This window comes from Streptomyces sp. NPDC039609 (assembly GCF_055596705.1).
Genome location: NZ_JBVIUJ010000006.1, coordinates 241,741 through 262,697, shown reverse-complemented (window position 1 = coordinate 262,697; position 20,957 = coordinate 241,741). Strand labels below are relative to the sequence as shown.

At 70.5% G+C, this 20,957-nt stretch carries 19 protein-coding genes; 16 read left to right on the top strand and 3 right to left on the bottom strand.

Going from position 1 to position 20,957, the window contains the following annotated elements; translation table 11 throughout:
- Window positions 1-61: 61 nt before the first annotated feature.
- Complete coding sequence (locus ACZ561_RS19435) at window positions 62-1,291, bottom strand: DUF349 domain-containing protein (protein WP_470996438.1); 1,230 nt, start codon at window positions 1,289-1,291, stop codon at window positions 62-64.
- Between the two features lie 187 nt (window positions 1,292-1,478).
- A complete protein-coding gene (locus tag ACZ561_RS19430) occupies window positions 1,479-2,264 on the bottom strand; it encodes a peptidylprolyl isomerase (protein ID WP_470996435.1) in 786 nt (261 codons plus the stop codon).
- 153 nt (window positions 2,265-2,417) lie between these two features.
- Between ACZ561_RS19430 and ACZ561_RS19425 the strand changes: the two genes are divergently transcribed.
- From ACZ561_RS19425 to rpsD, 5 genes are all read left to right on the top strand, one after another.
- Window positions 2,418-3,125: an MBL fold metallo-hydrolase gene (locus tag ACZ561_RS19425; RefSeq protein ID WP_385157558.1), complete on the top strand. Its 708-nt coding sequence runs from the start codon at window positions 2,418-2,420 to the stop codon at window positions 3,123-3,125.
- Between the two features lie 10 nt (window positions 3,126-3,135).
- Window positions 3,136-4,398: a histidine--tRNA ligase gene (gene hisS, locus ACZ561_RS19420; protein WP_470996432.1), complete on the top strand. Its 1,263-nt coding sequence runs from the start codon at window positions 3,136-3,138 to the stop codon at window positions 4,396-4,398.
- A 151-nt stretch (window positions 4,399-4,549) separates the two neighbouring features.
- Window positions 4,550-5,161, top strand: a complete 612-nt coding sequence (locus ACZ561_RS19415; protein ID WP_470996430.1) for a vitamin K epoxide reductase family protein — start codon at window positions 4,550-4,552, stop codon at window positions 5,159-5,161.
- A 44-nt stretch (window positions 5,162-5,205) separates the two neighbouring features.
- Window positions 5,206-6,558 carry a replication-associated recombination protein A gene (locus ACZ561_RS19410; protein ID WP_470996427.1) on the top strand — a complete coding sequence of 451 codons (1,353 nt, stop codon included), beginning with the start codon at window positions 5,206-5,208 and terminating at the stop codon, window positions 6,556-6,558.
- Between the two features lie 355 nt (window positions 6,559-6,913).
- The gene (gene rpsD / locus ACZ561_RS19405; protein WP_158985446.1) at window positions 6,914-7,528 is read left to right on the top strand and encodes a 30S ribosomal protein S4; all 615 of its coding nucleotides are present in this window, start codon (window positions 6,914-6,916) and stop codon (window positions 7,526-7,528) included.
- A 31-nt stretch (window positions 7,529-7,559) separates the two neighbouring features.
- Here rpsD and ACZ561_RS19400 read toward each other — a convergent pair whose 3' ends face one another.
- Entirely contained in the window at window positions 7,560-9,713 is a 2,154-nt protein-coding gene (locus tag ACZ561_RS19400) for an ATP-binding protein (RefSeq protein WP_470996423.1), read from the bottom strand.
- A gap of 171 nt (window positions 9,714-9,884) precedes the next feature.
- Between ACZ561_RS19400 and ACZ561_RS19395 the strand changes: the two genes are divergently transcribed.
- The 11 genes from ACZ561_RS19395 (at window position 9,885) to ACZ561_RS19345 (ending at window position 20,914) form a co-directional block, all read left to right on the top strand.
- The gene (locus ACZ561_RS19395) at window positions 9,885-10,316 is read left to right on the top strand and encodes a DUF948 domain-containing protein (protein ID WP_376444014.1); all 432 of its coding nucleotides are present in this window, start codon (window positions 9,885-9,887) and stop codon (window positions 10,314-10,316) included.
- A gap of 6 nt (window positions 10,317-10,322) precedes the next feature.
- A complete protein-coding gene (locus tag ACZ561_RS19390) occupies window positions 10,323-10,673 on the top strand; it encodes a DUF6167 family protein (RefSeq protein WP_376444017.1) in 351 nt (116 codons plus the stop codon).
- A complete protein-coding gene (alaS, locus tag ACZ561_RS19385) occupies window positions 10,673-13,342 on the top strand; it encodes an alanine--tRNA ligase (RefSeq protein ID WP_470996418.1) in 2,670 nt (889 codons plus the stop codon). Before ACZ561_RS19390 ends, alaS begins: the two co-directional genes overlap by 1 nt.
- Before the next feature lie 2 nt (window positions 13,343-13,344).
- Window positions 13,345-13,809: a Holliday junction resolvase RuvX gene (gene ruvX / locus ACZ561_RS19380; RefSeq protein WP_329125795.1), complete on the top strand. Its 465-nt coding sequence runs from the start codon at window positions 13,345-13,347 to the stop codon at window positions 13,807-13,809.
- A gap of 101 nt (window positions 13,810-13,910) precedes the next feature.
- Window positions 13,911-15,686, top strand: coding sequence for an endolytic transglycosylase MltG (gene mltG / locus ACZ561_RS19375; protein WP_470996415.1), 1,776 nt, complete (start codon window positions 13,911-13,913; stop codon window positions 15,684-15,686).
- Window positions 15,686-16,516, top strand: coding sequence for a shikimate dehydrogenase (locus ACZ561_RS19370; RefSeq protein WP_470996413.1), 831 nt, complete (start codon window positions 15,686-15,688; stop codon window positions 16,514-16,516). The genes mltG and ACZ561_RS19370 overlap by 1 nt, the downstream gene beginning before the upstream one ends.
- Before the next feature lie 177 nt (window positions 16,517-16,693).
- Window positions 16,694-17,878: a chorismate synthase gene (aroC, locus tag ACZ561_RS19365; RefSeq protein ID WP_470996410.1), complete on the top strand. Its 1,185-nt coding sequence runs from the start codon at window positions 16,694-16,696 to the stop codon at window positions 17,876-17,878.
- Window positions 17,879-17,907: 29 nt separating this feature from the next.
- Window positions 17,908-18,393, top strand: a complete 486-nt coding sequence (locus ACZ561_RS19360; RefSeq protein WP_376444046.1) for a shikimate kinase — start codon at window positions 17,908-17,910, stop codon at window positions 18,391-18,393.
- The gene (gene aroB, locus ACZ561_RS19355; RefSeq protein WP_470996407.1) at window positions 18,390-19,484 is read left to right on the top strand and encodes a 3-dehydroquinate synthase; all 1,095 of its coding nucleotides are present in this window, start codon (window positions 18,390-18,392) and stop codon (window positions 19,482-19,484) included. Before ACZ561_RS19360 ends, aroB begins: the two co-directional genes overlap by 4 nt.
- Window positions 19,481-19,927, top strand: a complete 447-nt coding sequence (locus ACZ561_RS19350) for a type II 3-dehydroquinate dehydratase (RefSeq protein ID WP_470996404.1) — start codon at window positions 19,481-19,483, stop codon at window positions 19,925-19,927. Before aroB ends, ACZ561_RS19350 begins: the two co-directional genes overlap by 4 nt.
- A 129-nt stretch (window positions 19,928-20,056) precedes the next feature.
- The gene (locus ACZ561_RS19345; protein WP_470996402.1) at window positions 20,057-20,914 is read left to right on the top strand and encodes an AAA family ATPase; all 858 of its coding nucleotides are present in this window, start codon (window positions 20,057-20,059) and stop codon (window positions 20,912-20,914) included.
- Window positions 20,915-20,957 lie beyond the last annotated feature (43 nt).

Here is a 20,957-nt window from a genome sequence, read left to right as displayed (position 1 = left end):
AGACAAGAGAAGGGCCCCGGCACCTGTCACAGGTACCGGGGCCCTTCCCGTACGACCGCTGTCAGCCGCCGAACTCCTGCAGACCCTTGAGCGCCTGGTCCAGGAGCGCCTGGCGGCCCTCCAGCTCACGGCCCAGCTTGTCCGCCTTGGCGTCGTTGCCCGCCGCGCGAGCCGCGTCGATCTGCTTCTGCAGCTTGTCGACCGCGTCCTGCAGCTGGCCCGTCAGACCCGCGGCACGCGCGCGTGCCTCCGGGTTGGTCCGGCGCCACTCCGACTCCTCGGCCTCCTGCAGCGCCCGCTCCACCGCGTGCATCCGGCCCTCGACCTTCGGGCGGGCGTCGCGCGGCACGTGGCCGATGGCCTCCCAGCGCTCGTTGAGGGAACGGAAGGCCGCACGGGCCGCCTTCAGATCCCCCACGGGCACCAGCTTCTCGGCCTCGACCGCGAGCTCCTCCTTCAGCTTGAGGTTCTCGGTCTGCTCCGCGTCCCGCTCGGCGAAGACCTCGCCGCGCGCCGCGAAGAACACGTCCTGGGCGCCGCGGAAGCGGTTCCACAGGTCGTCCTCGTGCTCGCGCTGGGCGCGGCCCACCGCCTTCCACTCCGCCATCAGCTCGCGGTAGCGGGCGGCCGTGCCACCCCAGTCCGTGGAGTTGGAGAGCGACTCGGCCTCCGCGACCAGCTTCTCCTTGGCCTTGCGGGCCTCCTCGCGCTGCGCGTCCAGCGAGGCGAAGTGCGCCTTGCGGCGCTTGGAGAACGCCGAGCGGGCGTGCGAGAAGCGGTGCCACAACTCGTCGTCCGACTTCCGGTCGAGCCGCGGCAGGCCCTTCCAGGTGTCCACGAGCGCGCGCAGCCGCTCACCGGCGGCCCGCCACTGCTCGCTCTGCGCCAGCTCCTCGGCCTCCTTGACCAGAGCCTCCTTGGCGCCCCGCGCCTCGTCGGTCTGCTTGGCCTTCTGGACCTTGCGCTCCTCGCGGCGCGACTCCACCGTCTCGACCAGCTTGTCGAGACGCGTGGTCAGCGCGGCGAGGTCACCCACGGCGTGATGCTCGTCGACCTGCTGCCGGATGTGGTCGATCGCGGCAGTGGCGTCCTTCGCCGAGAGGTCGGTGGTCTTCACCCTCTTCTCGAGGAGGCCGATCTCGACAACCAAGCCCTCGTACTTGCGCTCGAAGTAGGCCAGTGCCTCCTCGGGAGTGCCGGCCTGCCACGATCCGACGACCTTCTCGCCCTCGGCAGTACGCACGTACACGGTGCCCGTCTCGTCGACGCGGCCCCACGGGTCGCTGCTCACAGCGCCTCCTCCACATGATGCCGCTGAGGGGGTTGTGCCCCCTGGGCATCGTCCACAGTTTCCCGGCGGGCCTCGCCCGCCCTCAACAACGCGGATACAGGACCGCGCTGCACAACGCCAATCTAGGCGACCGGCCGCCCGGCTGTCCGCACTCAGCGCGACCGAAATTCAACGGTCACGCCGTGCGTCACTTCTTGGCGACCGTGGCCTTCTCGATGGTGACGGGCTTCTTCGGCGCGCCGTCCTTGGCGCCACCCTCGACCCCGGCCTTCGCGACCTCCTGGACCGCCTTCAGGCCCGCCGCGTCGATCTTCCCGAAGGGCGTGTAGCTCGGGGGCAGCTTCGTGTCCTTGTAGACGAGGAAGAACTGGCTGCCGCCCGTGCCCGGCTGACCGGTGTTGGCCATCGCCACCGTTCCGGCCGGGAACGTCACCGAACCGTCCGCGCCGGCCTTGCCGAGGGAGTCCAGGTTCTCGTCCGGGATGGTGTAGCCCGGCCCGCCGGTGCCGTCGCCCTTCGGGTCGCCGCACTGGAGGACGAAGATGCCGTCGGTGGTGAGCCGGTGGCACTTCGTTCCGTCGAAGTACTTCTTGTCGGCCAGGTGCTTGAAGGAGTTCACCGTCCGCGGGGTCTTCGCCGCGTCCATGGCGATGGAGATGTCGCCCTCGTTGGTCTTGAGGGCCATCGTGTACGTGGCCTTCTTGTCGACGGTCATCGCCGGCTCGGGCGTCGTCGACTCGCTCGCAGTGGGCGTCGGGGCGTCGCTCGCGGCGTCGTCGGAGCCCTTCTTGCCACCGTCGGACAGCGCCACCGAGGCGTACACGGCACCACCCGCGGCCAGGACCACGGCCAGCGAGGCTGCGATGACGGTGTAACGGCGCCTGGCCTTCAGTCGCGCCTCCTGCCGTCGCTGCTGCTGCCGTACGTACTTCTCCCTGGCGAGCTGCCGCCGCCGCTGATCGCTGCTGACCACCGGGTCTGCTCCTTGTCGCTCGTGCGTTCCTGCCCTGGCCGGGTGTGCCCGTACCGTATACGGGTTGGCTGTGGAATACGCAGCGCCGGTAGGCTCTGATCTGCCGCTTCCGCTCCGCCGCACCTCTGTGCCGGACGACATTTAAGGACGATCGTGCTGATTGCCGGGTTCCCCGCCGGGGCCTGGGGGACCAACTGCTATCTGGTCGCCCCCGCCGCAGGCGAGGAGTGCGTGATCATCGACCCGGGCCACCAGGCCGCCCAGGGAGTCGAGGAGACGCTCAAGAAGCATCGGCTCAAGCCCGTCGCGGTGGTCCTCACCCATGGCCACATCGACCACGTCGCCTCCGTCGTCCCGGTCTGTGGCGCCCATGACGTACCCGCGTGGATCCACCCCTCCGACCGGTACATGATGAGCGACCCGGAGAAGGCCCTCGGCCGCTCCATCGGGATGCCGCTCATGGGCGAACTGACCGTGGGCGAGCCGGACGACGTGCACGAGCTCACCGACGGCGCGAAGCTGGACCTCGCCGGACTGGAGTTCTCCGTCGCGCATGCGCCCGGTCATACCAAGGGGTCGGTGACCTTCCAGATGCCGCAGACCACGGAGATCCCCTCCGTGTTCTTCTCCGGTGATCTGCTCTTCGCCGGCTCCATCGGACGCACCGACCTGCCCGGCGGTGACATGGACGAGATGCTCGAATCGCTGGCCCGCGTGTGCCTGCCGCTCGACAACTCGACCGTGGTGCTGTCGGGTCACGGTCCCCAGACGACCATCGGCCAGGAGCGCGCCACCAACCCGTATCTGCGGGACGTGGCCGCCGGCCTCGGGAGCGCGAAGGCTCCCCGACGAGGAATGTGACGAGACTTTCGTGAGCACCTTTCAGGCCCCCAAGGGCACGTACGACCTGATCCCGCCCCGCTCCGCCACGTTCCTGGCGGTCCGGGACGCGATCTCCACGCCGCTGAAGAACGCCGGCTACGGCTACATCGAGACGCCCGGTTTCGAGAACGTCGAGCTGTTCTCGCGCGGTGTCGGCGAGTCCACGGACATCGTGACCAAGGAGATGTACACCCTCACGACGAAGGGCAACGACAACCTCGCCCTGCGTCCGGAGGGCACCGCGTCCGTGCTGCGCGCGGCGCTCCAGGCCAACCTGCACAAGCAGGGCAACCTGCCGGTGAAGCTCTGGTACTCGGGCTCGTACTACCGCTACGAGCGCCAGCAGGCGGGCCGCTACCGCCACTTCTCCCAGGTCGGTGCCGAGGCGATCGGCGCCGAGGACCCGGCGCTCGACGCCGAGCTGATCATCCTGGCCGACCAGGCGTACCGCTCGCTGGGCCTGCGGAACTTCCGCATCCTGCTGAACTCGCTCGGCGACAAGGAGTGCCGTCCCGTCTACCGCGAGGCGCTCCAGGGCTTCCTGCGCGGTCTCGACCTCGACGAGGACACGCTCCGCCGGGCCGAGATCAACCCGCTGCGCGTGCTCGACGACAAGCGGGCCGACGTCCAGAAGCAACTGGTCGGCGCTCCGGCGCTGACCGACTACCTGTGCGACGCGTGCAAGGCGTACCACGCCGAGGTGCGCGAGCTGCTCACGGCGGCCGGGGTGGCCTTCGAGGACGACGTGAAGCTGGTGCGCGGGCTGGACTACTACACCCGCACGACCTTCGAGTTCGTCCACGGCGGCCTGGGCTCGCAGTCCGCGGTCGGCGGCGGCGGTCGCTACGACGGCCTCTCCGAGATGATCGGCGGCCCGGCGCTCCCGTCGGTTGGCTGGGCGCTCGGCGTGGACCGTACCGTGCTGGCCCTGGAGGCCGAGGGCATCGAGCTCGACATCCCGTCCTCGACCAGCGTCTTCGCGGTCCCGCTGGGCGAGGAGGCGCGCCGGGTGCTCTTCGGCGTGGTCACCGAGCTGCGCCGGGAGGGCGTCGCGACGGACTTCTCGTACGGCGGGAAGGGCCTGAAGGGCGCGATGAAGGACGCCAACCGCTCGGGCGCCCGGTACGCGGTCGTCGCCGGCGAGCGCGACCTGGCCGAGGGCGTGGTCCAGCTCAAGGACATGGAGTCCGGCGAGCAGGAGCCGGTGGCCCTGGACAAGCTGGTCGACACCCTCCGGGCGAAGACCGCCTGAATCGAGTCGTCGTGACGACGGGCCCGGACCGCTTCTCGCGGCCCGGGCCCGCCGCGTTCCCGGCCGTCCTTATGTCCACCGAACGGTGGAACGGGTCCCTCGTGCGGCAGAATGACCCTGCCCAGAAGCTCGCGAGTGATGGATCGGGGATATGACAGACGCAGCCGTTGACGACGCGACGCGCGGCACGATCGGCGCGAGCCGCGCCTTGGCCTGGCTGCTGGTGATCACCGGAGCCGCGGGCCTGCTCGCCGCCTGGGTGATCACGATCGACAAGTTCAAGCTCCTCGAGGACCCGAACTTCACCCCGGGCTGCAGCCTCAACCCGATCGTCTCCTGCGGCAACATCATGAAGAGCGAGCAGGCGTCGGTCTTCGGCTTCCCGAATCCGATGCTGGGCCTCGTCACGTACGCGATGGTCATCGCGATCGGCGTCGCCCTCCTCGCGGGCGCCCGCTACCGCCGCTGGTACTGGCTCGGGCTGAACGCGGGCACGTTGTTCGGCGTCGGGTTCTGCACCTGGCTGATGCACCAGTCGCTGTACGAGATCAACGCGCTCTGCCTCTGGTGCTGCCTGGCCTGGGTCGCCACGATCGTCATGTTCTGGTACGTGACCTCGCACAACGTCCGCAACGGTGTGATTCCCGCCCCCCGGGGCCTGCGGACCTTCTTCGACGAGTTCACCTGGGTGCTGCCCGTCCTGCACGTCGGGATCATCGGGATGCTGATCCTGACGCGCTGGTGGGACTTCTGGACCTCCTGACCGGCCGGGAGGGACTGTCGGTGGCGTGACCTAGGCTTCATGACGTGGAGCCCGACCTCTTTACCGCAGCCGCCGAAGAACGCCAGGAGAAGGACCCGTCCGCCAGCCCCCTGGCCGTACGGATGCGTCCGCGCACCCTGGACGAAGTCCTCGGGCAGCAGCATCTGCTCAAGCCGGGATCTCCTCTGCGGCGGCTGGTGGGGGAGGGGAGCGGAGGCCCGGCGGGTGCCTCGTCCGTGATCCTGTGGGGGCCGCCCGGCATCGGGAAGACCACCCTCGCGTACGTGGTCTCCAAGGCGACCAACAAGCGCTTCGTGGAGCTGTCCGCGATCACCGCGGGCGTCAAGGAGGTCCGTGCCGTCATCGAGGGGGCCCGGCGGGCCGCCGGCGGCTTCGGCAAGGAGACCGTCCTCTTCCTCGACGAGATCCACCGCTTCTCCAAGGCCCAGCAGGACTCGCTCCTCCCGGCGGTGGAGAATCGCTGGGTGACGCTGATCGCGGCGACGACGGAGAACCCGTACTTCTCGATCATCTCCCCGCTGCTCTCCCGCTCTCTGCTGCTCACGCTCGAGCCGCTCACCGACGGCGACCTGCGCGACCTGCTGAAGCGGGCCCTCACCGAGGACCGCGGGCTCGGCGGGGCCGTCACCCTGCCCGAGGACGCCGAGGCGCATCTGCTGCGGATCGCCGGCGGCGACGCCCGGCGCGCACTGACCGCGCTGGAGGCGGCCGCGGGCTCCGCCATCGCCAAGGGCGAGCCGGAGATCACGCTCCAGACGGTCGAGGAGACCGTCGACCGGGCGGCGGTGAAGTACGACCGGGACGGCGACCAGCACTACGACGTGGCCAGCGCGCTGATCAAGTCCATCCGGGGCTCGGACGTGGACGCGGCGCTGCACTATCTGGCCCGGATGATCGAGGCGGGGGAGGACCCCCGGTTCATCGCCCGCCGTCTGATGATCTCCGCGAGCGAGGACATCGGCCTGGCCGACCCGACGGCGCTGCCGACGGCGGTCGCGGCCGCGCAGGCGGTCGCCATGATCGGATTCCCCGAGGCGGCGCTGACCCTGAGCCACGCCACGATCGCCCTGGCCCTGGCCCCGAAGTCGAACGCGGCGACGACCGCGATCTTCGCGGCCCAGGCGGACGTACGGAACGGTCTGGCGGGCCCGGTCCCCGCGCATCTGCGCGACGGCCACTACAAGGGCGCGGCCAAGCTGGGCCACGCCCAGGGGTACGTCTACCCGCACGACGTCCCGGGCGGAATCGCGGCCCAGCAGTACGCACCGGACGAGGTCCACGGCAGGCGCTACTACGAGCCGACCCGCTACGGCGCGGAGGCACGGTACGCGGATGTGGTGGAGAAGGTACGGGAGAGGCTGCGGGGCGACGGCTGACGGCGGGACCCGGGCGCGTGCACGGGCCCCCGCGCGACCCGGTACACTCGTGCGGAGTGCTGCGTCCCGTGTCCGGCTTCGGTCGGCGCCACCAGAACGGGACAGGCAGCCGGAGGCCCGCCTCAGGCGGGATCTCCAGGAGTGTCGCGCACCTTCGAAGGTGTCGCGGGCAACCCATCACCTCCCCGGATTCCCGGGACCAGGCGATGGGCCGTTCGCGTGCTGCACGTATGTGCCCAGACCAGGGAGCGGCTGCCCGACAGGTCCTCACGGACCACAAGGGTTTCCCCGGCTGCGGATGCGACCTCCTCTAACCCTGGTGAAGCCGTATTCGTACAGATAGAGAGGTTGGTTCATGCCGAACCAGTCCCGTCCCAAGGTCAAGAAGTCGCGTGCCCTCGGCATTGCGCTGACCCCGAAGGCCGTCAAGTACTTCGAGGCCCGCCCCTACCCGCCGGGCGAGCACGGCCGTGGCCGCAAGCAGAACTCGGACTACAAGGTCCGTCTGCTCGAGAAGCAGCGTCTGCGCGCCCAGTACGACATCTCTGAGCGTCAGATGGCCCGCGCGTACGACCGCGCCAAGAAGGCCGAGGGCAAGACGGGCGAGGCGCTGGTCGTCGAGCTCGAGCGTCGCCTCGACGCCCTGGTCCTGCGTTCGGGCATCGCCCGCACCATCTACCAGGCCCGCCAGATGGTCGTGCACGGTCACATCCAGGTCAACGGTGGCAAGGTCGACAAGCCGTCGTTCCGTGTCCGTCCCGACGACGTCGTGATGGTCCGCGAGCGCTCCCGCGAGAAGCCGCTGTTCCAGGTGGCCCGTGAGGGTGGCTTCGCCGCCGACGGTGAGACCCCGCGCTACCTGCAGGTCAACCTGAAGGCCCTGGCCTTCCGCCTCGACCGCGACCCGAACCGCAAGGAAATCCCGGTCATCTGCGACGAGCAGCTGGTCGTCGAGTACTACGCCCGCTGATCCAGCTGCCGTAGTACCACCCCCGCGGTGTTCAGCCCGCCGCTTCCCCGCCCTTACGGGTGGGGAAGCGGCGGGCTTCCGCTTGTCCGGCACTGCTCGTACGGAACGGCCGGGGCGCCCGCGGACCGGCGATGCGGCTGGCCGGATTTCGACGCTCGCTGAGCGCCCGGTCCACCGCCGCGTCCAAGGAGAGCCGCCGGCCCTCCCGCACCGACGCCCCGTAACGCTCCGCGCCCAGCACCTCGCCGGCCTGCCGCTCGCACAGCGTCCGCGCTCCGTTGAAGTGGCCCGAGCCGAACAGCTGCAGACCCACCGAGTCCCACACCGGCAGCGCCGCACCCTGCAGCACCGCCGCCTCCGCCGGGTCACCCTCGCTCGCCGTCACCAGCGCGAGCAGCTCGATCCCCAGGACCAGACCCACCAGATCGTGGAACGTGTGGTTGATGGTCACGCACTCGATGAGCAGCTTTCGCGCCTCGTCGTGATCGCTCCCGCACCATGCCGCGTACGCCAGCACATACAGCGCGTACGCCCTGGTCCAACGCTCGCCGCGCTCCTCGCAGATCTCCCGCACCTCCGTGCACAGCGCGACCGCACCCTCCAGATCCCCCTGGAAGACCCGGGCCATCGCCAGCTCGACCTGCCCCATCAGCACATTGCTGTTCAGCTCGCCGAGCTCCCGGTACGCCTCGAGCGCGCTGCCGATCAGCTCCTCCGCGCGGGGCATGTCGTCCGACAGCAGCGCCAGGCAGCCCATCCGATGCGTCGCGTACGCCTCCGCCACCGGATTCCCCACCGAGCGGGCGCGCTCGCCGCACTCGTGGAGCGCCGCGACCGCCGCCGTACTGTCCCCCTGCAGAATCGCCACGTAGCCGAGCACCCACAGCGCCTTCAGCCGGGCGTCCTCGTGCTCCGAGCCGAGCGCCAGCGCCCGGTCCAGCCAGTGCCTGCCCTCCGAGAGCCGCCCGCACCCCGCCCAGTAGAACCAGAGCGTCCCGGCGAGATGCTGCGCCAGATGGGCCTCGTCCGGCTGCTCCAGACAGAGCTCCATCGCCGCCCGCAGATTGGGCAGTGCCGCGTCCGTCCAGGCCGCGACCTCGGCCTGGCGCGGGCTGAACCACTCCAGCTCGCACCAGGTGGCCAGACCCATGTACCAGTCGCGGTGCCGCCGGCGCATCCGCTCCGTGTCGCCCAGCGCCGCCAGCCAGTCCGCCCCGTACGCGGACACCGTGTCCAGAATCCGGTAGCGCGGACCCGCGGCGGTGTCCTCCCGCGTCACCAGCGACTGGGCGAGCAGGCCGCCGAGCACCTCGAGCACCTCGTTCGCCGGCAGGTCCGGGCCGCCGCAGACGTACTCGGCCGCCTCCAGGTCGAACGGCCCGGCGAAGACCGAGAGGCGCGCCCACAACAGGCGCTCCTCCGGGGTGCACAGTTCGTGGCTCCAGCCGATCGCCGTCCGAAGCGTCTGATGGCGCGGCAGCCCGCCGCGTGCCCCGTCCGTCAGCAGCCGGAACCTGTCGTCGAGCCGGTGCAGCACCTGCTCGACCGTGAGCAGCGGCATCCGGGCGGCCGCCAGCTCCAGGGCCAGCGGGATTCCGTCGAGCCGTCGGCACAGCTCGTGCACCGCGGCGGGGTCCCGGTCGTCCGGCCCACCGGGCGCCCCGGCGGTGCGCGCCCGTTCCTCGAAGAGGCTCACACCGTCCGCCTCGTCCATCGGCGCCAGCGTGAAGACCGCCTCGCCGTCCACCCGCAGCGGACGGCGGCCCATCGCCAGCACGGTCAGGCCGGGAGAGTGCCGCAGCAACTCCCGTACAAGTGGGGCGCACTCCGCCACCAGGTGCTCGAAGCCGTCGAGGACCAGCAGCAGCCGGCGCTCCGCGAGATGCTCGGTCAGGATCTCGCGCGGGGTGCGCAGGGTGTGGTCGGTCAGGTCCAGCGCCTCGGCCAGGGCCAGGGCCACCAGATCCGGGTCGCGCAGCACCGAGAGATCCGCGAGCCACACCCCGTCGGCGTAGCGTTTCTGCGTGGCCGAGGCGACTCTCAGACCCAGCCGGGTCTTGCCGACACCGCCCACCCCGACGATCGTGACCAGACGGAATTCCCCCAGAAGCCGGGCCAGTTCGGCCCGCTCGTCGGCTCGTCCGATGAACCGGTTCAGCTCCGCCGGGAGGTTGCTCCTTCGCATGGGACACGGAGCGTACCCATCCGCACGCACTCCGTACAATCGGATCGGGTGAGTCCCCTCCCCGGAGCCGCGATACGACCCCTAATGCGGTACGGGGGAAGACCCCGGGCGCGATAGGGTCGGAGGACGACTTTTGGCAAGGGGCCAACGACAAGCAGAGAGCGGTGCGGAGTGACCGGTGGAGAGGTTGCCGGGATTCTGGTGGCCGTGTTCTGGGCGATTCTCGTCTCCTTCCTCGCCGTGGTGCTGGTGAGGCTGGCGCAGACGCTCAAGGCGACCACCAAGCTGGTGGCGGACGTGACCGAGCAGGCCGTGCCGCTGCTCAGCGACGCCTCCGCCACCGTGCGGTCGGCGCAGACCCAGCTCGACCGGGTCGACGCGATCGCCTCGGACGTCCAGGAGGTCACCTCCAACGCCTCCGCGCTCTCCTCCACCGTCGCCTCCACCTTCGGCGGCCCGCTCGTCAAGGTCGCGGCCTTCGGTTACGGGGTGCGCAAGGCCCTCGGCCGCGGCCGTGACGAGGCGCCGCCGGCGCCCTCGCGACGTACCGTCGTCGTCGGTCGCACCGTGCCGGCCGCGCGACGCCGGAAGCAGAAGGGCTGACGCGCGATGTTCCGCCGTACGTTCTGGTTCACCGCAGGTGCCGCAGCGGGCGTCTGGGCCACCACCAAGGTCAACCGGAAGCTCAAGCAGCTGACCCCGGAGAGCCTCGCCGCGCAGGCGGCGAACAAGGCGATCGAGACCGGCCACCGGCTCAAGGACTTCGCCCTCGACGTCAGGTCGGGCATGGTCCAGCGCGAGGCCGAACTGGGCGAGGCCCTCGGCCTGGAGGCACCGGTCGACGCACCTGCGGAGCGCGAGCTCCCGGGTCCGCGCCGCAGGGCATCGCTCGATGCCACCCCGAACACCACCACGCATTCGTACCGAACGATCTCGTACAACCGGAATGAGGACCACTGATGGAGTCGGCTGAAATCCGCCGCCGCTGGCTGAGCTTCTTCGAGGAGCGCGGGCACACCGTCGTCCCTTCGGCGTCGCTCATCGCGGACGACCCGACTCTGCTTCTGGTCCCCGCGGGCATGGTTCCGTTCAAGCCGTACTTCCTCGGCGAGGTGAAGCCGCCGTTCTCGCGCGCCTCCAGCGTGCAGAAGTGTGTGCGTACGCCGGACATCGAAGAGGTCGGCAAGACCACCCGCCACGGCACGTTCTTCCAGATGTGCGGCAACTTCTCCTTCGGCGACTACTTCAAGGAAGGCGCCATCAAGCTCGCCTGGGAGCTGCTGACCACCTCGGTGGAGCACGGCGGCTACGGGCTCGAGCCGGAGAAGCTCTGGATCACGGTCTACCAGGAGGACGACGAGGCCGAGCAGATCTGGCGCGACGTCGTCGGCGTCCCGGCCGAGCGCATCCAGCGCCTCGGGAAGAAGGACAACTACTGGTCGATGGGCGTCCCCGGCCCCTGCGGACCGTGCTCCGAGATCAACTACGACCGCGGCCCCGAGTTCGGTGTCGAGGGCGGCCCGGCCGTCAACGACGAGCGGTACGTGGAGATCTGGAACCTGGTCTTCATGCAGTACGAGCGCGGCGAGGGCTCCGGCAAGGAGGACTTCCCGATCCTCGGCGAGCTGCCGTCCAAGAACATCGACACCGGCCTCGGCCTCGAGCGCCTGGCGATGATCCTGCAGGGCGTACAGAACATGTACGAGACCGACACCCTCCAGGTCGTCATCGACAAGGCCACCGAGCTCACCGGCGTCGCCTACGGCAAGGCCCACGAGAGCGACGTCTCGCTGCGTGTCGTGGCCGACCACATGCGCACGTCCGTGATGCTCATCGGCGACGGTGTCACCCCCGGCAACGAGGGCCGTGGATACGTGCTGCGCCGCATCATGCGCCGCGCCATCCGCAACATGCGCCTGCTCGGCGCCGCGGGCCTGGTCGTCGGCGAGCTCGTGGACACCGTGATCAACACGATGGGCGAGCAGTACCCCGAGCTGATCAGCGACCGCAAGCGCATCGAGACCGTCGCGCTCGCCGAGGAGGCCCGCTTCCTCAAGACGCTCAACGCCGGCTCGAACGTCCTCGACGGCGCCGTCACCGAGACCAAGGCCGCCGGCAGCACGGTCCTCCCGGGCGACAAGGCGTTCCTGCTCCACGACACCTGGGGCTTCCCGATCGACCTCACCCTGGAGATCGCCGCCGAGCAGGGGCTCTCCGTGGACGAGGCCGGCTTCCGCCGCCTCATGCAGGAGCAGCGGGACAAGGCCAAGGCCGACGCCAAGGCCAAGAAGACCGGCCACGCCGACGTCGCCGCCTACCGCGAGATCGCGGACGGCAACGGCGCCACCGAGTTCACCGGCTACACCAACACCGAGGGCGAGACCACGGTCGTCGGTCTGCTGGTCAACGGTGTTCCGTCGCCGGCCGCCTCCGAGGGCGACGAGGTCGAGGTCGTCCTCGACCGCACCCCGTTCTACGCCGAGGGCGGCGGCCAGCTCGCCGACCAGGGCCGCATCAAGCTGCACAGCGGTGCCGTCATCGAGGTCCGCGACGTCCAGCAGCCGGTCCCCGGCGTCTCCGTGCACAAGGGCTCCGTCCAGGTCGGCGAGGTGACGGTCGGCTCCACCGCCTACGCCGCCATCGACATCCGCCGCCGCCGGGCCATCGCCCGCGCCCACTCCGCCACGCACCTGACGCACCAGGCCCTTCGTGACGCCCTCGGCCCGACGGCCGCCCAGGCCGGTTCGGAGAACTCGCCCGGCCGCTTCCGCTTCGACTTCGGCTCGCCGAACGCCGTCCCCGGCACGGTCCTCATGGACGTCGAGCAGAAGATCAACGAGGTTCTCGCCCGCGAGCTCGACGTGCACGCCGAGGTCATGCCGATCGACGAGGCCAAGCGCCAGGGCGCCATCGCCGAGTTCGGCGAGAAGTACGGCGAGAAGGTCCGCGTCGTCACCATCGGCGACTTCTCCAAGGAGCTGTGCGGCGGTACGCACGTCAAGAACACCGCCGCGCTCGGCCTGGTCAAGCTGCTCGGCGAGTCGTCGATCGGCAGTGGTGTGCGCCGGGTCGAGGCCCTCGTCGGTGTCGACGCGTACAACTTCCTCGCCCGTGAGCACACGGTCGTCGCCCAGCTCCAGGAGCTGGTCAAGGGCCGCCCCGAGGAGCTTCCGGAGAAGATCTCCTCCATGCTCGGCAAGCTGAAGGACGCCGAGAAGGAGATCGAGAAGTTCCGCGCCGAGAAGGTGCTGCAGGCCGCCGCCGGTCTCGTCGAGGGCGCCAAGGACATCCGCGGTGTCGCGCTCGTCACCGGCCAGGTCGCCGACGGCACCTCCGCCGACGACCTGCGCAAGCTGGTTCTCGATGTCCGCGGCCGCATCTCCTCGGACCGCCCGGCCGTCGTGGCTCTCTTCACCACGGCCAACGGTCGCCCGCTGACGGTCATCGCCACCAACGAGGCCGCCCGCGAGCGTGGTCTCAAGGCCGGTGAGCTCGTCCGTACGGCCGCCAAGACCCTCGGTGGCGGCGGTGGCGGCAAGCCGGACGTCGCCCAGGGCGGCGGTCAGAACCCCGAGGCCGTCGGCGACGCCATCGACGCCGTCGAGCGCCTCGTGGTGGAGACGGCGTGACGATGCGTCGCGGCCGTCGACTCGCGATCGACGTCGGGGACGCCCGGATCGGGGTCGCCTCGTGCGACCCCGACGGGGTCCTCGCCACTCCGGTGGAGACCGTGCCGGGACGTGACGTCCCGGCCGCCCACCGGCGGCTGAGGCAGATCGTCGAGGAGTACGAACCGATCGAGGTCGTCGTGGGCCTGCCCCGCTCGCTCAGCGGGCGGGAGGGCCCAGCGGCCACCAAGGTCCGCGCCTTCGCGCAGGAGATGGCGAAGGGCATCGCGCCGATCCCGGTCCGCCTGGTCGACGAGCGGATGACGACGGTGACGGCCACACAGGGCCTGCGGGCCTCGGGGGTGAAGTCGAAGAAGGGCCGGTCCGTCATCGATCAGGCCGCCGCTGTGATCATCCTTCAGAACGCTCTTGAGTCCGAACGGGTATCAGGTAATCCGCCCGGCGAGGGCGTCGAAGTGGTCATCTGATCGCGATACGGTAACGTTCCGCGCGATGCGGTGGTGTTCGAACAGCTACCGCACAACGTAGAGGCGGATCGTCCGGAAGCCTCGCGGCTGTTTGGGGATCGATGACTGAGTATGGCCGGGGCTCCAGCTCCGAACCGTGGCATCCCGCGGACCCGTTGTACGGGGACCAGGGATGGGGAGGCCAGCAGCAGCCGTACCCGCAGCAGGCGCAGTACGGCCAGGATCAGTACGGCCAGGGGCAGCTCGGTCAGGACCAGTACGCCCAGGACCAGTACGGCCAGGGCTCGTACGCTCAGGACCCCTACGCTCAGGGTGGGCAGCAGGGGTACGACCCGCAGTACCAGCAGCAGCCTCAGCAGTACCAGCAGGGTCAGCAGCAGCAGGGTCAGCGGCCTCAGCAGTACAGCGATCCGCAGTACGGTAATCAGTCCTACGGCGGGCAGCAGGGGTATCCCGGGCAGGGTTACGACACGCCCGGGTACCCCGCACAGCAGTACGACACGGGCTGGGAGACGGGTCAGGCGGCGATGCCGTACGGCGCGACTCCCGCCGAACCGTACGGCGGCCAGAACCCCGATCTCTACAACACTCCCGAGGCGTACCCGCCGCCGCAGCCTCCGAGCCGACGGCAGGGCCCGCCGGAGCCGGTGGTCGACTGGGACGCGGAGCCCGAGGAAGAGGAGCGGCACCCCTTCTTCACCGGCGACGACGGCGCCGATGACGACTACGACGACGACCCCTCCGACGACGGCTCGTCGCGGGGTGGTCGCGACCGGCGTGGCGGCAAGGGCCAGAAGAGCAAGAAGGGCAAGAACGGCATCGCGTGCCTGGTCGTCGCCCTCGTCCTCGCGGGCGGCGTCGGTGGCATCGGCTACTTCGGCTACCAGTTCTGGCAGGGCCAGTTCGGCGCGGCGCCCGACTACGCGGGCGACGGCAGCGGCGAGGTCCAGGTCGAGATCCCCAAGGACTCCGGCGGCTACCAGATCGGCAACATCCTCAAGAAGGCCGGCGTCGTCAAGAGCGTGGACGCCTTCGTCGCCGCGCAGGGGAAGAACCCCAAGGGCCTCTCGATCCAGGCGGGCGTCTACACGCTGAAGAAGGAGATGTCGGCGGAGAGCGCCGTCACGCTGATGCTCGACCCGGCGAGCCAGGCGAACTTCGTGATCGCCGAAGGCCGGCGGAACGTCTGGATCTACGAGCAGATCGACAAGAAGCTCGAGCTCAAGGCCGGCACGACGCAGGACATCGCCAAGGCGAAGGCCAACGACCTGGGCCTCCCGGACTGGGCGAAGAACCGCAAGGGCGTGAAGGACCCGCTGGAGGGCTTCCTCTTCCCGGCGAGCTACCCGGTGGCCAAGGGCAACAAGCCCGACGACGTGCTGCGCAAGATGGTCTCCCGCTCCAACGCGGAGTTCGCGAAGTACGACCTGGAGGCCAAGGCGAAGCAGCTCGGGGTGGACAGCCCGTGGGAGCTCGTCTCCATCGCGAGCCTCGTCCAGGCGGAAGGCACCTCGCACGACGACTTCCGCAAGATGGCCGAGGTCGTCTACAACCGGCTCAAGCCCAGCAACCCGCAGACCTACGGCAAGCTCGAGTTCGACTCGACGTACAACTACATCAAGAACCAGAGCAAGATCGACCTCTCGCTCGAAGAGCTGCGGAAGTACGACAACGTCTACAACACGTACTACTACAAGGGCCTGCCGCCCGGTCCGATCGGAAACCCGGGCAACGAGGCACTGAAGGGCGTGGTGAACCCGACGAACGAGGGCTGGTACTACTTCATCTCGCTCGACGGCAAGACGTCCAAGTTCACCAAGACGAACGCCGACCACCAGAAGCTCGTCAACGAGTTCAACAAGTCGAGGAAGAACTGATGTCGTCGATGCGCCGCGCCGCTGTCCTCGGCTCGCCCATCGCCCACTCGCTCTCCCCGGTCCTGCACCGGGCGGCGTACGCCGCGCTCGGCCTCGACAACTGGTCGTACGACCGGTTCGAGGTCGACGAGGCCGGGCTGCCCGAATTCGTCGCCGGGCTGGACGACTCCTGGGCCGGCCTGTCGCTGACCATGCCGCTGAAGCGGGCGATCATCCCGCTGCTCGACGAGATCAGCGACACGGCCGCCTCGGTGGAGGCCGTGAACACGGTCGTCCTCACGGAGGACGGCCGTCGCGTCGGCGACAACACCGACATCCCCGGCCTGGTCGCCGCCCTGCGCGAGCGGGGTGTCGTGAAGGTGGAGTCCGCCGCCGTCCTCGGCGCCGGTGCCACCGCCTCCTCGGCGCTCGCCGCGCTGGCACGCATCTGCGCGGGCCCCGTCACCGCCTACGTACGGAGCGAGGCGCGGGCCGACGAGATGCGCGGCTGGGGCGAGCGGCTCGGTGTGGACGTCCGTACCGCGGACTGGGGGAGCGCGGCGGAGGCGTTCGCGTCCCCGCTCGTGATCGCGACCACCCCCGCCGGGACGACGGACTCCCTGGCACCCGAGGTCTCCGGCGCTCCGGGCACCCTCTTCGACGTGCTCTACCACCCCTGGCCGACCCCGCTCGCCGCGGCCTGGTCCGCGCGGGGCGGCACGGTCCTCGGCGGCCTGGACCTCCTGGTCCACCAGGCCGTCCTCCAGGTCGAACAGATGACCGGTCGCGCCCCGGCGCCGCTCGAGGCGATGCGGCAGGCGGGAACCGAGGCCCTCGCGTCCACCGCGTAGCCCATGGCGTGACAGCGTGCCCGGCGCCCGCCAGCTGACATATTCGTCCCGTGCATCGTCCGATAACTGGACCTGAACCGGGATCGGTCGCCGAACGTGGGAGGATCGATGACGGCGGGCCAGGGCCGCGCACCTGGTCGCGCCAAGCAGTTCTGGGCGCGAGCATGAGGAGCATCGTTGAGCAGGTTGCGCTGGCTGACAGCCGGAGAGTCCCACGGACCCGCGCTGGTCGCGACGCTGGAGGGCCTTCCCGCCGGCGTCCCGGTCACCACGGAGCTCGTGGCGGACCACCTCGCGCGGCGGCGCCTCGGCTATGGGCGCGGCGCGCGCATGAAGTTCGAGCAGGACGAGATCACCTTCCTGGGTGGTGTCCGCCACGGGCTCTCCCTCGGCTCGCCGATCGCCGTGATGGTCGGCAACACCGAGTGGCCCAAGTGGGAGAAGGTCATGGCGGCCGACCCGGTCGACCCCGCCGAACTCAAGGAGACGGGCCGTAACGCGCCCCTGACCCGGCCCCGCCCCGGGCACGCCGATCTCGCCGGTATGCAGAAGTACGGCTTCGACGAGGCCCGGCCGATCCTGGAGCGCGCCAGCGCCCGTGAGACCGCCGCCCGCGTCGCCCTCGGAGCCGTCGCCCGGTCCTTCATCAAGGAGGCCGCGGGCATCGAGATCGTCTCCCACGTCGTGGAGCTGGCGGCCGCCAAGGCCCCGTACGGCGTCTACCCGACCCCCGCCGACGTCGAGAAGCTCGACGCCGACCCCGTGCGCTGCCTCGACGCGGACGCGTCGAAGGCGATGGTCGCGGAGATCGACCAGGCCCACAAGGACGGCGACACCCTCGGCGGCGTCGTCGAGGTCCTCGCGTACGGCGTGCCCGTCGGCCTCGGCTCCCACGTCCACTGGGACCGCCGCCTCGACGCGCGGCTCGCCGCCGCGCTCATGGGCATCCAGGCCATCAAGGGAGTCGAGGTCGGCGACGGCTTCGAGCTCGCCCGTGTGCCCGGCTCGAAGGCGCACGACGAGATCGTGCGGACCGACGACGGCATCAAGCGCACCACCGGCCGCTCCGGCGGTACCGAGGGCGGTCTGACCACCGGTGAGCTGCTCCGTGTCCGCGCCGCGATGAAGCCGATTGCGACCGTCCCGCGCGCGCTCGCCACCGTCGACGTCGCCACCGGCGAGGCCGCCCAGGCCCACCACCAGCGTTCCGACGTCTGCGCCGTCCCCGCTGCCGGCATCGTCGCCGAAGCCATGGTCGCGCTCGTCCTCGCGGACGCCGTCGTCGAGAAGTTCGGCGGCGACAGCGTCCCGGAGACCCGCCGCAACGTCCAGTCGTACCTCGACAACCTCCAGATCCGGTGACCGGACCCCTGGTCGTCCTGGTCGGGCCCATGGGGTCCGGCAAGTCCACGGTGGGCGCGCTCGTCGCCGAGCTGCTCGGCGCGCCCTACCGGGACACCGACGCCGACATCGTCGCCGCCCAGGGCCGTGAGATCTCGGACATCTTCATCGAGGACGGCGAGGAGCACTTCCGCGCGCTGGAGCGTGACGCCGTACGGACCGCGGTCGCCGAGCACGAGGGCGTCCTCGCGCTGGGCGGCGGCGCGGTCCTCGACGCCGGCACCCGCGCACTCCTCACCGGACTGCCGGTCGCCTATCTCTCGATGGACGTCGAGGAGGCCGTACGCCGTGTCGGGCTCAACACCGCGCGGCCGCTGCTCGCCGTCAACCCGCGCCGCCAGTGGCGCGAGCTGATGGAGGCACGCCGCCACCTCTACACCGAAGTCGCCCGGGTCGTCGTCGCCACCGACGACCGCACCCCCGAAGAGGTCGCGGACGCGGTCCTCGACGCACTGGAGCTGAAGAAGGACGTATGACGGACCAGGAAGTGACCCGAATCCAGGTCGGCGGTTCGGCGGGCACGGATCCGTACGAGGTGCTGGTCGGGCGGCAGCTGCTCGGTGAGCTGCCCGCCCTGATCGGGCAGAAGGCCAAGCGCGTCGCCGTGATCCACCCCGAGGCGCTGGCGGAGACGGGCGAGGCCCTGCGGGCCGACCTCGCCGACCAGGGCTTCGAGGCCGTCGCCATCCAGGTGCCCAACGCCGAGGAGGCCAAGACCGCCGAGGTCGCGCAGTACTGCTGGAAGGCGCTCGGCCAGACCGGCTTCACCCGCACCGATGTCATCGTCGGTGTCGGCGGCGGTTCGACGACCGACCTCGCCGGCTTCGTGGCAGCCACCTGGCTGCGCGGCGTGCGCTGGATCGCCGTACCGACCACCGTCCTCGGCATGGTCGACGCGGCCGTCGGCGGCAAGACCGGCATCAACACCGCCGAGGGCAAGAACCTCGTCGGCGCCTTCCACCCGCCCGCCGGCGTCCTCTGCGACCTGGCCGCGCTGGACTCGCTGCCGGTCAACGACTACGTCAGCGGCATGGCGGAGATCATCAAGGCCGGCTTCATCGCCGACCCGGTGATCCTGGACCTGGTGGAGGCGGACCCGCAGGCGGCCCGTACGCCGGCCGGACCGCACACCGCGGAGCTGATCGTCCGCTCGATCAAGGTCAAGGCGGAGGTCGTATCCGGCGACCTCAAGGAGTCGGGGCTGCGCGAGATCCTGAACTACGGTCACACGCTCGCCCACGCCATCGAGAAGAACGAGCGGTACAAGTGGCGGCACGGCGCGGCCGTCTCCGTCGGCATGGTCTTCGCCGCCGAACTCGGCAGGCTCGCCGGCCGGCTCGACGACGCCACGGCCGACCGCCACCGCTCGGTCCTGGAGTCGGTCGGACTGCCGCTCACCTACCGCGGCGACCAGTGGCCCAAGCTGCTGGAGACCATGAAGGTCGACAAGAAGTCCCGCGGCGACCTGCTGCGCTTCATCGTCCTCGACGGGCTCGGCAAGCCGACCGTGCTCGAAGGCCCGGACCCGGCCGTGCTGATCGCGGCCTACGGCGAGGTGTCCGCGTGAGCGACCTCCGTCCCGTCCTCGTGCTGAACGGCCCGAACCTCGGCCGGCTCGGCTCCCGCGAGCCCGACATCTACGGCGCCACGTCGTACAAGGGCCTTGTGGAGTCCTGCCGGGCCCTCGGGACCGAACTCGGCTTCGACGTCGACGTGCGGGAGACCAACGACGAGGGCGAGATGATCCGCTGGCTGCACGAGGCCGCGGACGGCTCGATTCCGGTCGTTCTCAACCCGGGTGCGTTCACGCACTACTCGTACGGGATGCGCGACGCGGCCGCCCAGCGGACCGCTCCGCTGATCGAGGTGCACATCTCGAACCCGTACACCCGCGAGGAATTCCGGCACACCTCGGTCGTCGCCGCGGTCGCGACCGGGACCGTTGCCGGATTCGGGATCGGCTCCTACCGGCTCGCCCTGCGGGCGCTGGCGGAGGAACTGACCGACTGACAGCGAGCGTCCCCGGAGGCGAACTCGCCTCGCAGGGCACTTCGTACCGCCCCCGGCCGTTCCCCCTGTGGAGGCCGGGGGCGGTAACGTTCCTGGAAGTATCGGCCGTACGAGACGGAGTGGCACCGGATGCAGCACGCAGTGGGGGCTCCGTTGCCACCGCCCGAATCCTCGGGATGGGCGCAGGGCGCCGGGCGACCGCCGATGGCGCAGGGCGGACACCAGGCACCGCATCCGCACCCCCACCCCGTTCCCCCCGGCCCACCACAGGCGCCCCACCCCACCGCGCCGCCCGCCCCCGGCTGGACGGCCGGCGGTGTGCCGCCGCATCCTGCACAGCCGGCCCCGGCGCCGCGCGACACCACCGGGCACGTCCAGTTGCCGCCCGTCGCCATACCCCCGCCGCACCCCGCCGAGCCCGGCACCGGCACGGCGACCCTCGCCGTCCTCCTGATCGGCCCCGCGGGTGCCGGCAAGACGACCGTCGCCCGTCACTGGGCCGCCCGCCGCCGTGTGCCCACCGCGCACATCAGCCTCGACGACGTCCGCGAGTGGGTCTGCTCCGGCTTCGCCGACCCCCAGTCCGGCTGGAACGAGCACTCCGAGGCCCAGTACCGCCTCGCCCGTCGCACCTGCGGCTTCGCCGCCCGCAACTTCCTCGCCAACGGCATCTCGTGCATCCTCGACGACGCCGTCTTCCCCGACCGTCCGGTCGTCGGCCTCGGCGGCTGGAAGCGGCACGTCGGCCCCGGACTGCTTCCGGTCGTCCTCCTGCCGGGCCTGGAGATCGTCCTGGAGCGCAACGCCGAGCGCAGCGGCAACCGGCGCCTGTCGGACGAGGAGGTCGCCTCCATCCACGGGCGGATGGCCGGCTGGTACGGCTCAGGCCTGCCGATCATCGACAACTCCAAGTACGACGTCGAGACCACCGCCCGCGTCCTCGACGAGGTCCTGGCCCGGTCCATAGCGAGCCCGCCCGCCTGGTGACGGCCCGATGCGGCGCCTGATGGCCCGGTCGGCCGCGCTGAGC

What these genes read in the sequence shown, in the direction of transcription:
- aroB (WP_470996407.1), top strand. Translation starts at nt 18,390, where the DNA reads ATGACGGACCAGGAAGTGACCCGAATCCAGGTCGGCGGTTCGGCGGGC.
- ACZ561_RS19415 (WP_470996430.1), top strand. Translation starts at nt 4,550, where the DNA reads ATGACAGACGCAGCCGTTGACGACGCGACGCGCGGCACGATCGGCGCG.
- ACZ561_RS19390 (WP_376444017.1), top strand. Translation starts at nt 10,323, where the DNA reads ATGTTCCGCCGTACGTTCTGGTTCACCGCAGGTGCCGCAGCGGGCGTC.
- ACZ561_RS19345 (WP_470996402.1), top strand. Translation starts at nt 20,057, where the DNA reads ATGCAGCACGCAGTGGGGGCTCCGTTGCCACCGCCCGAATCCTCGGGA.
- ruvX (WP_329125795.1), top strand. Translation starts at nt 13,345, where the DNA reads ATGCGTCGCGGCCGTCGACTCGCGATCGACGTCGGGGACGCCCGGATC.
- ACZ561_RS19370 (WP_470996413.1), top strand. Translation starts at nt 15,686, where the DNA reads ATGTCGTCGATGCGCCGCGCCGCTGTCCTCGGCTCGCCCATCGCCCAC.
- alaS (WP_470996418.1), top strand. Translation starts at nt 10,673, where the DNA reads ATGGAGTCGGCTGAAATCCGCCGCCGCTGGCTGAGCTTCTTCGAGGAG.
- mltG (WP_470996415.1), top strand. Translation starts at nt 13,911, where the DNA reads ATGACTGAGTATGGCCGGGGCTCCAGCTCCGAACCGTGGCATCCCGCG.
- rpsD (WP_158985446.1), top strand. Translation starts at nt 6,914, where the DNA reads ATGCCGAACCAGTCCCGTCCCAAGGTCAAGAAGTCGCGTGCCCTCGGC.
- ACZ561_RS19360 (WP_376444046.1), top strand. Translation starts at nt 17,908, where the DNA reads ATGGGGTCCGGCAAGTCCACGGTGGGCGCGCTCGTCGCCGAGCTGCTC.
- ACZ561_RS19400 (WP_470996423.1), bottom strand. Translation starts at nt 9,713, where the DNA reads ATGCGAAGGAGCAACCTCCCGGCGGAGCTGAACCGGTTCATCGGACGA.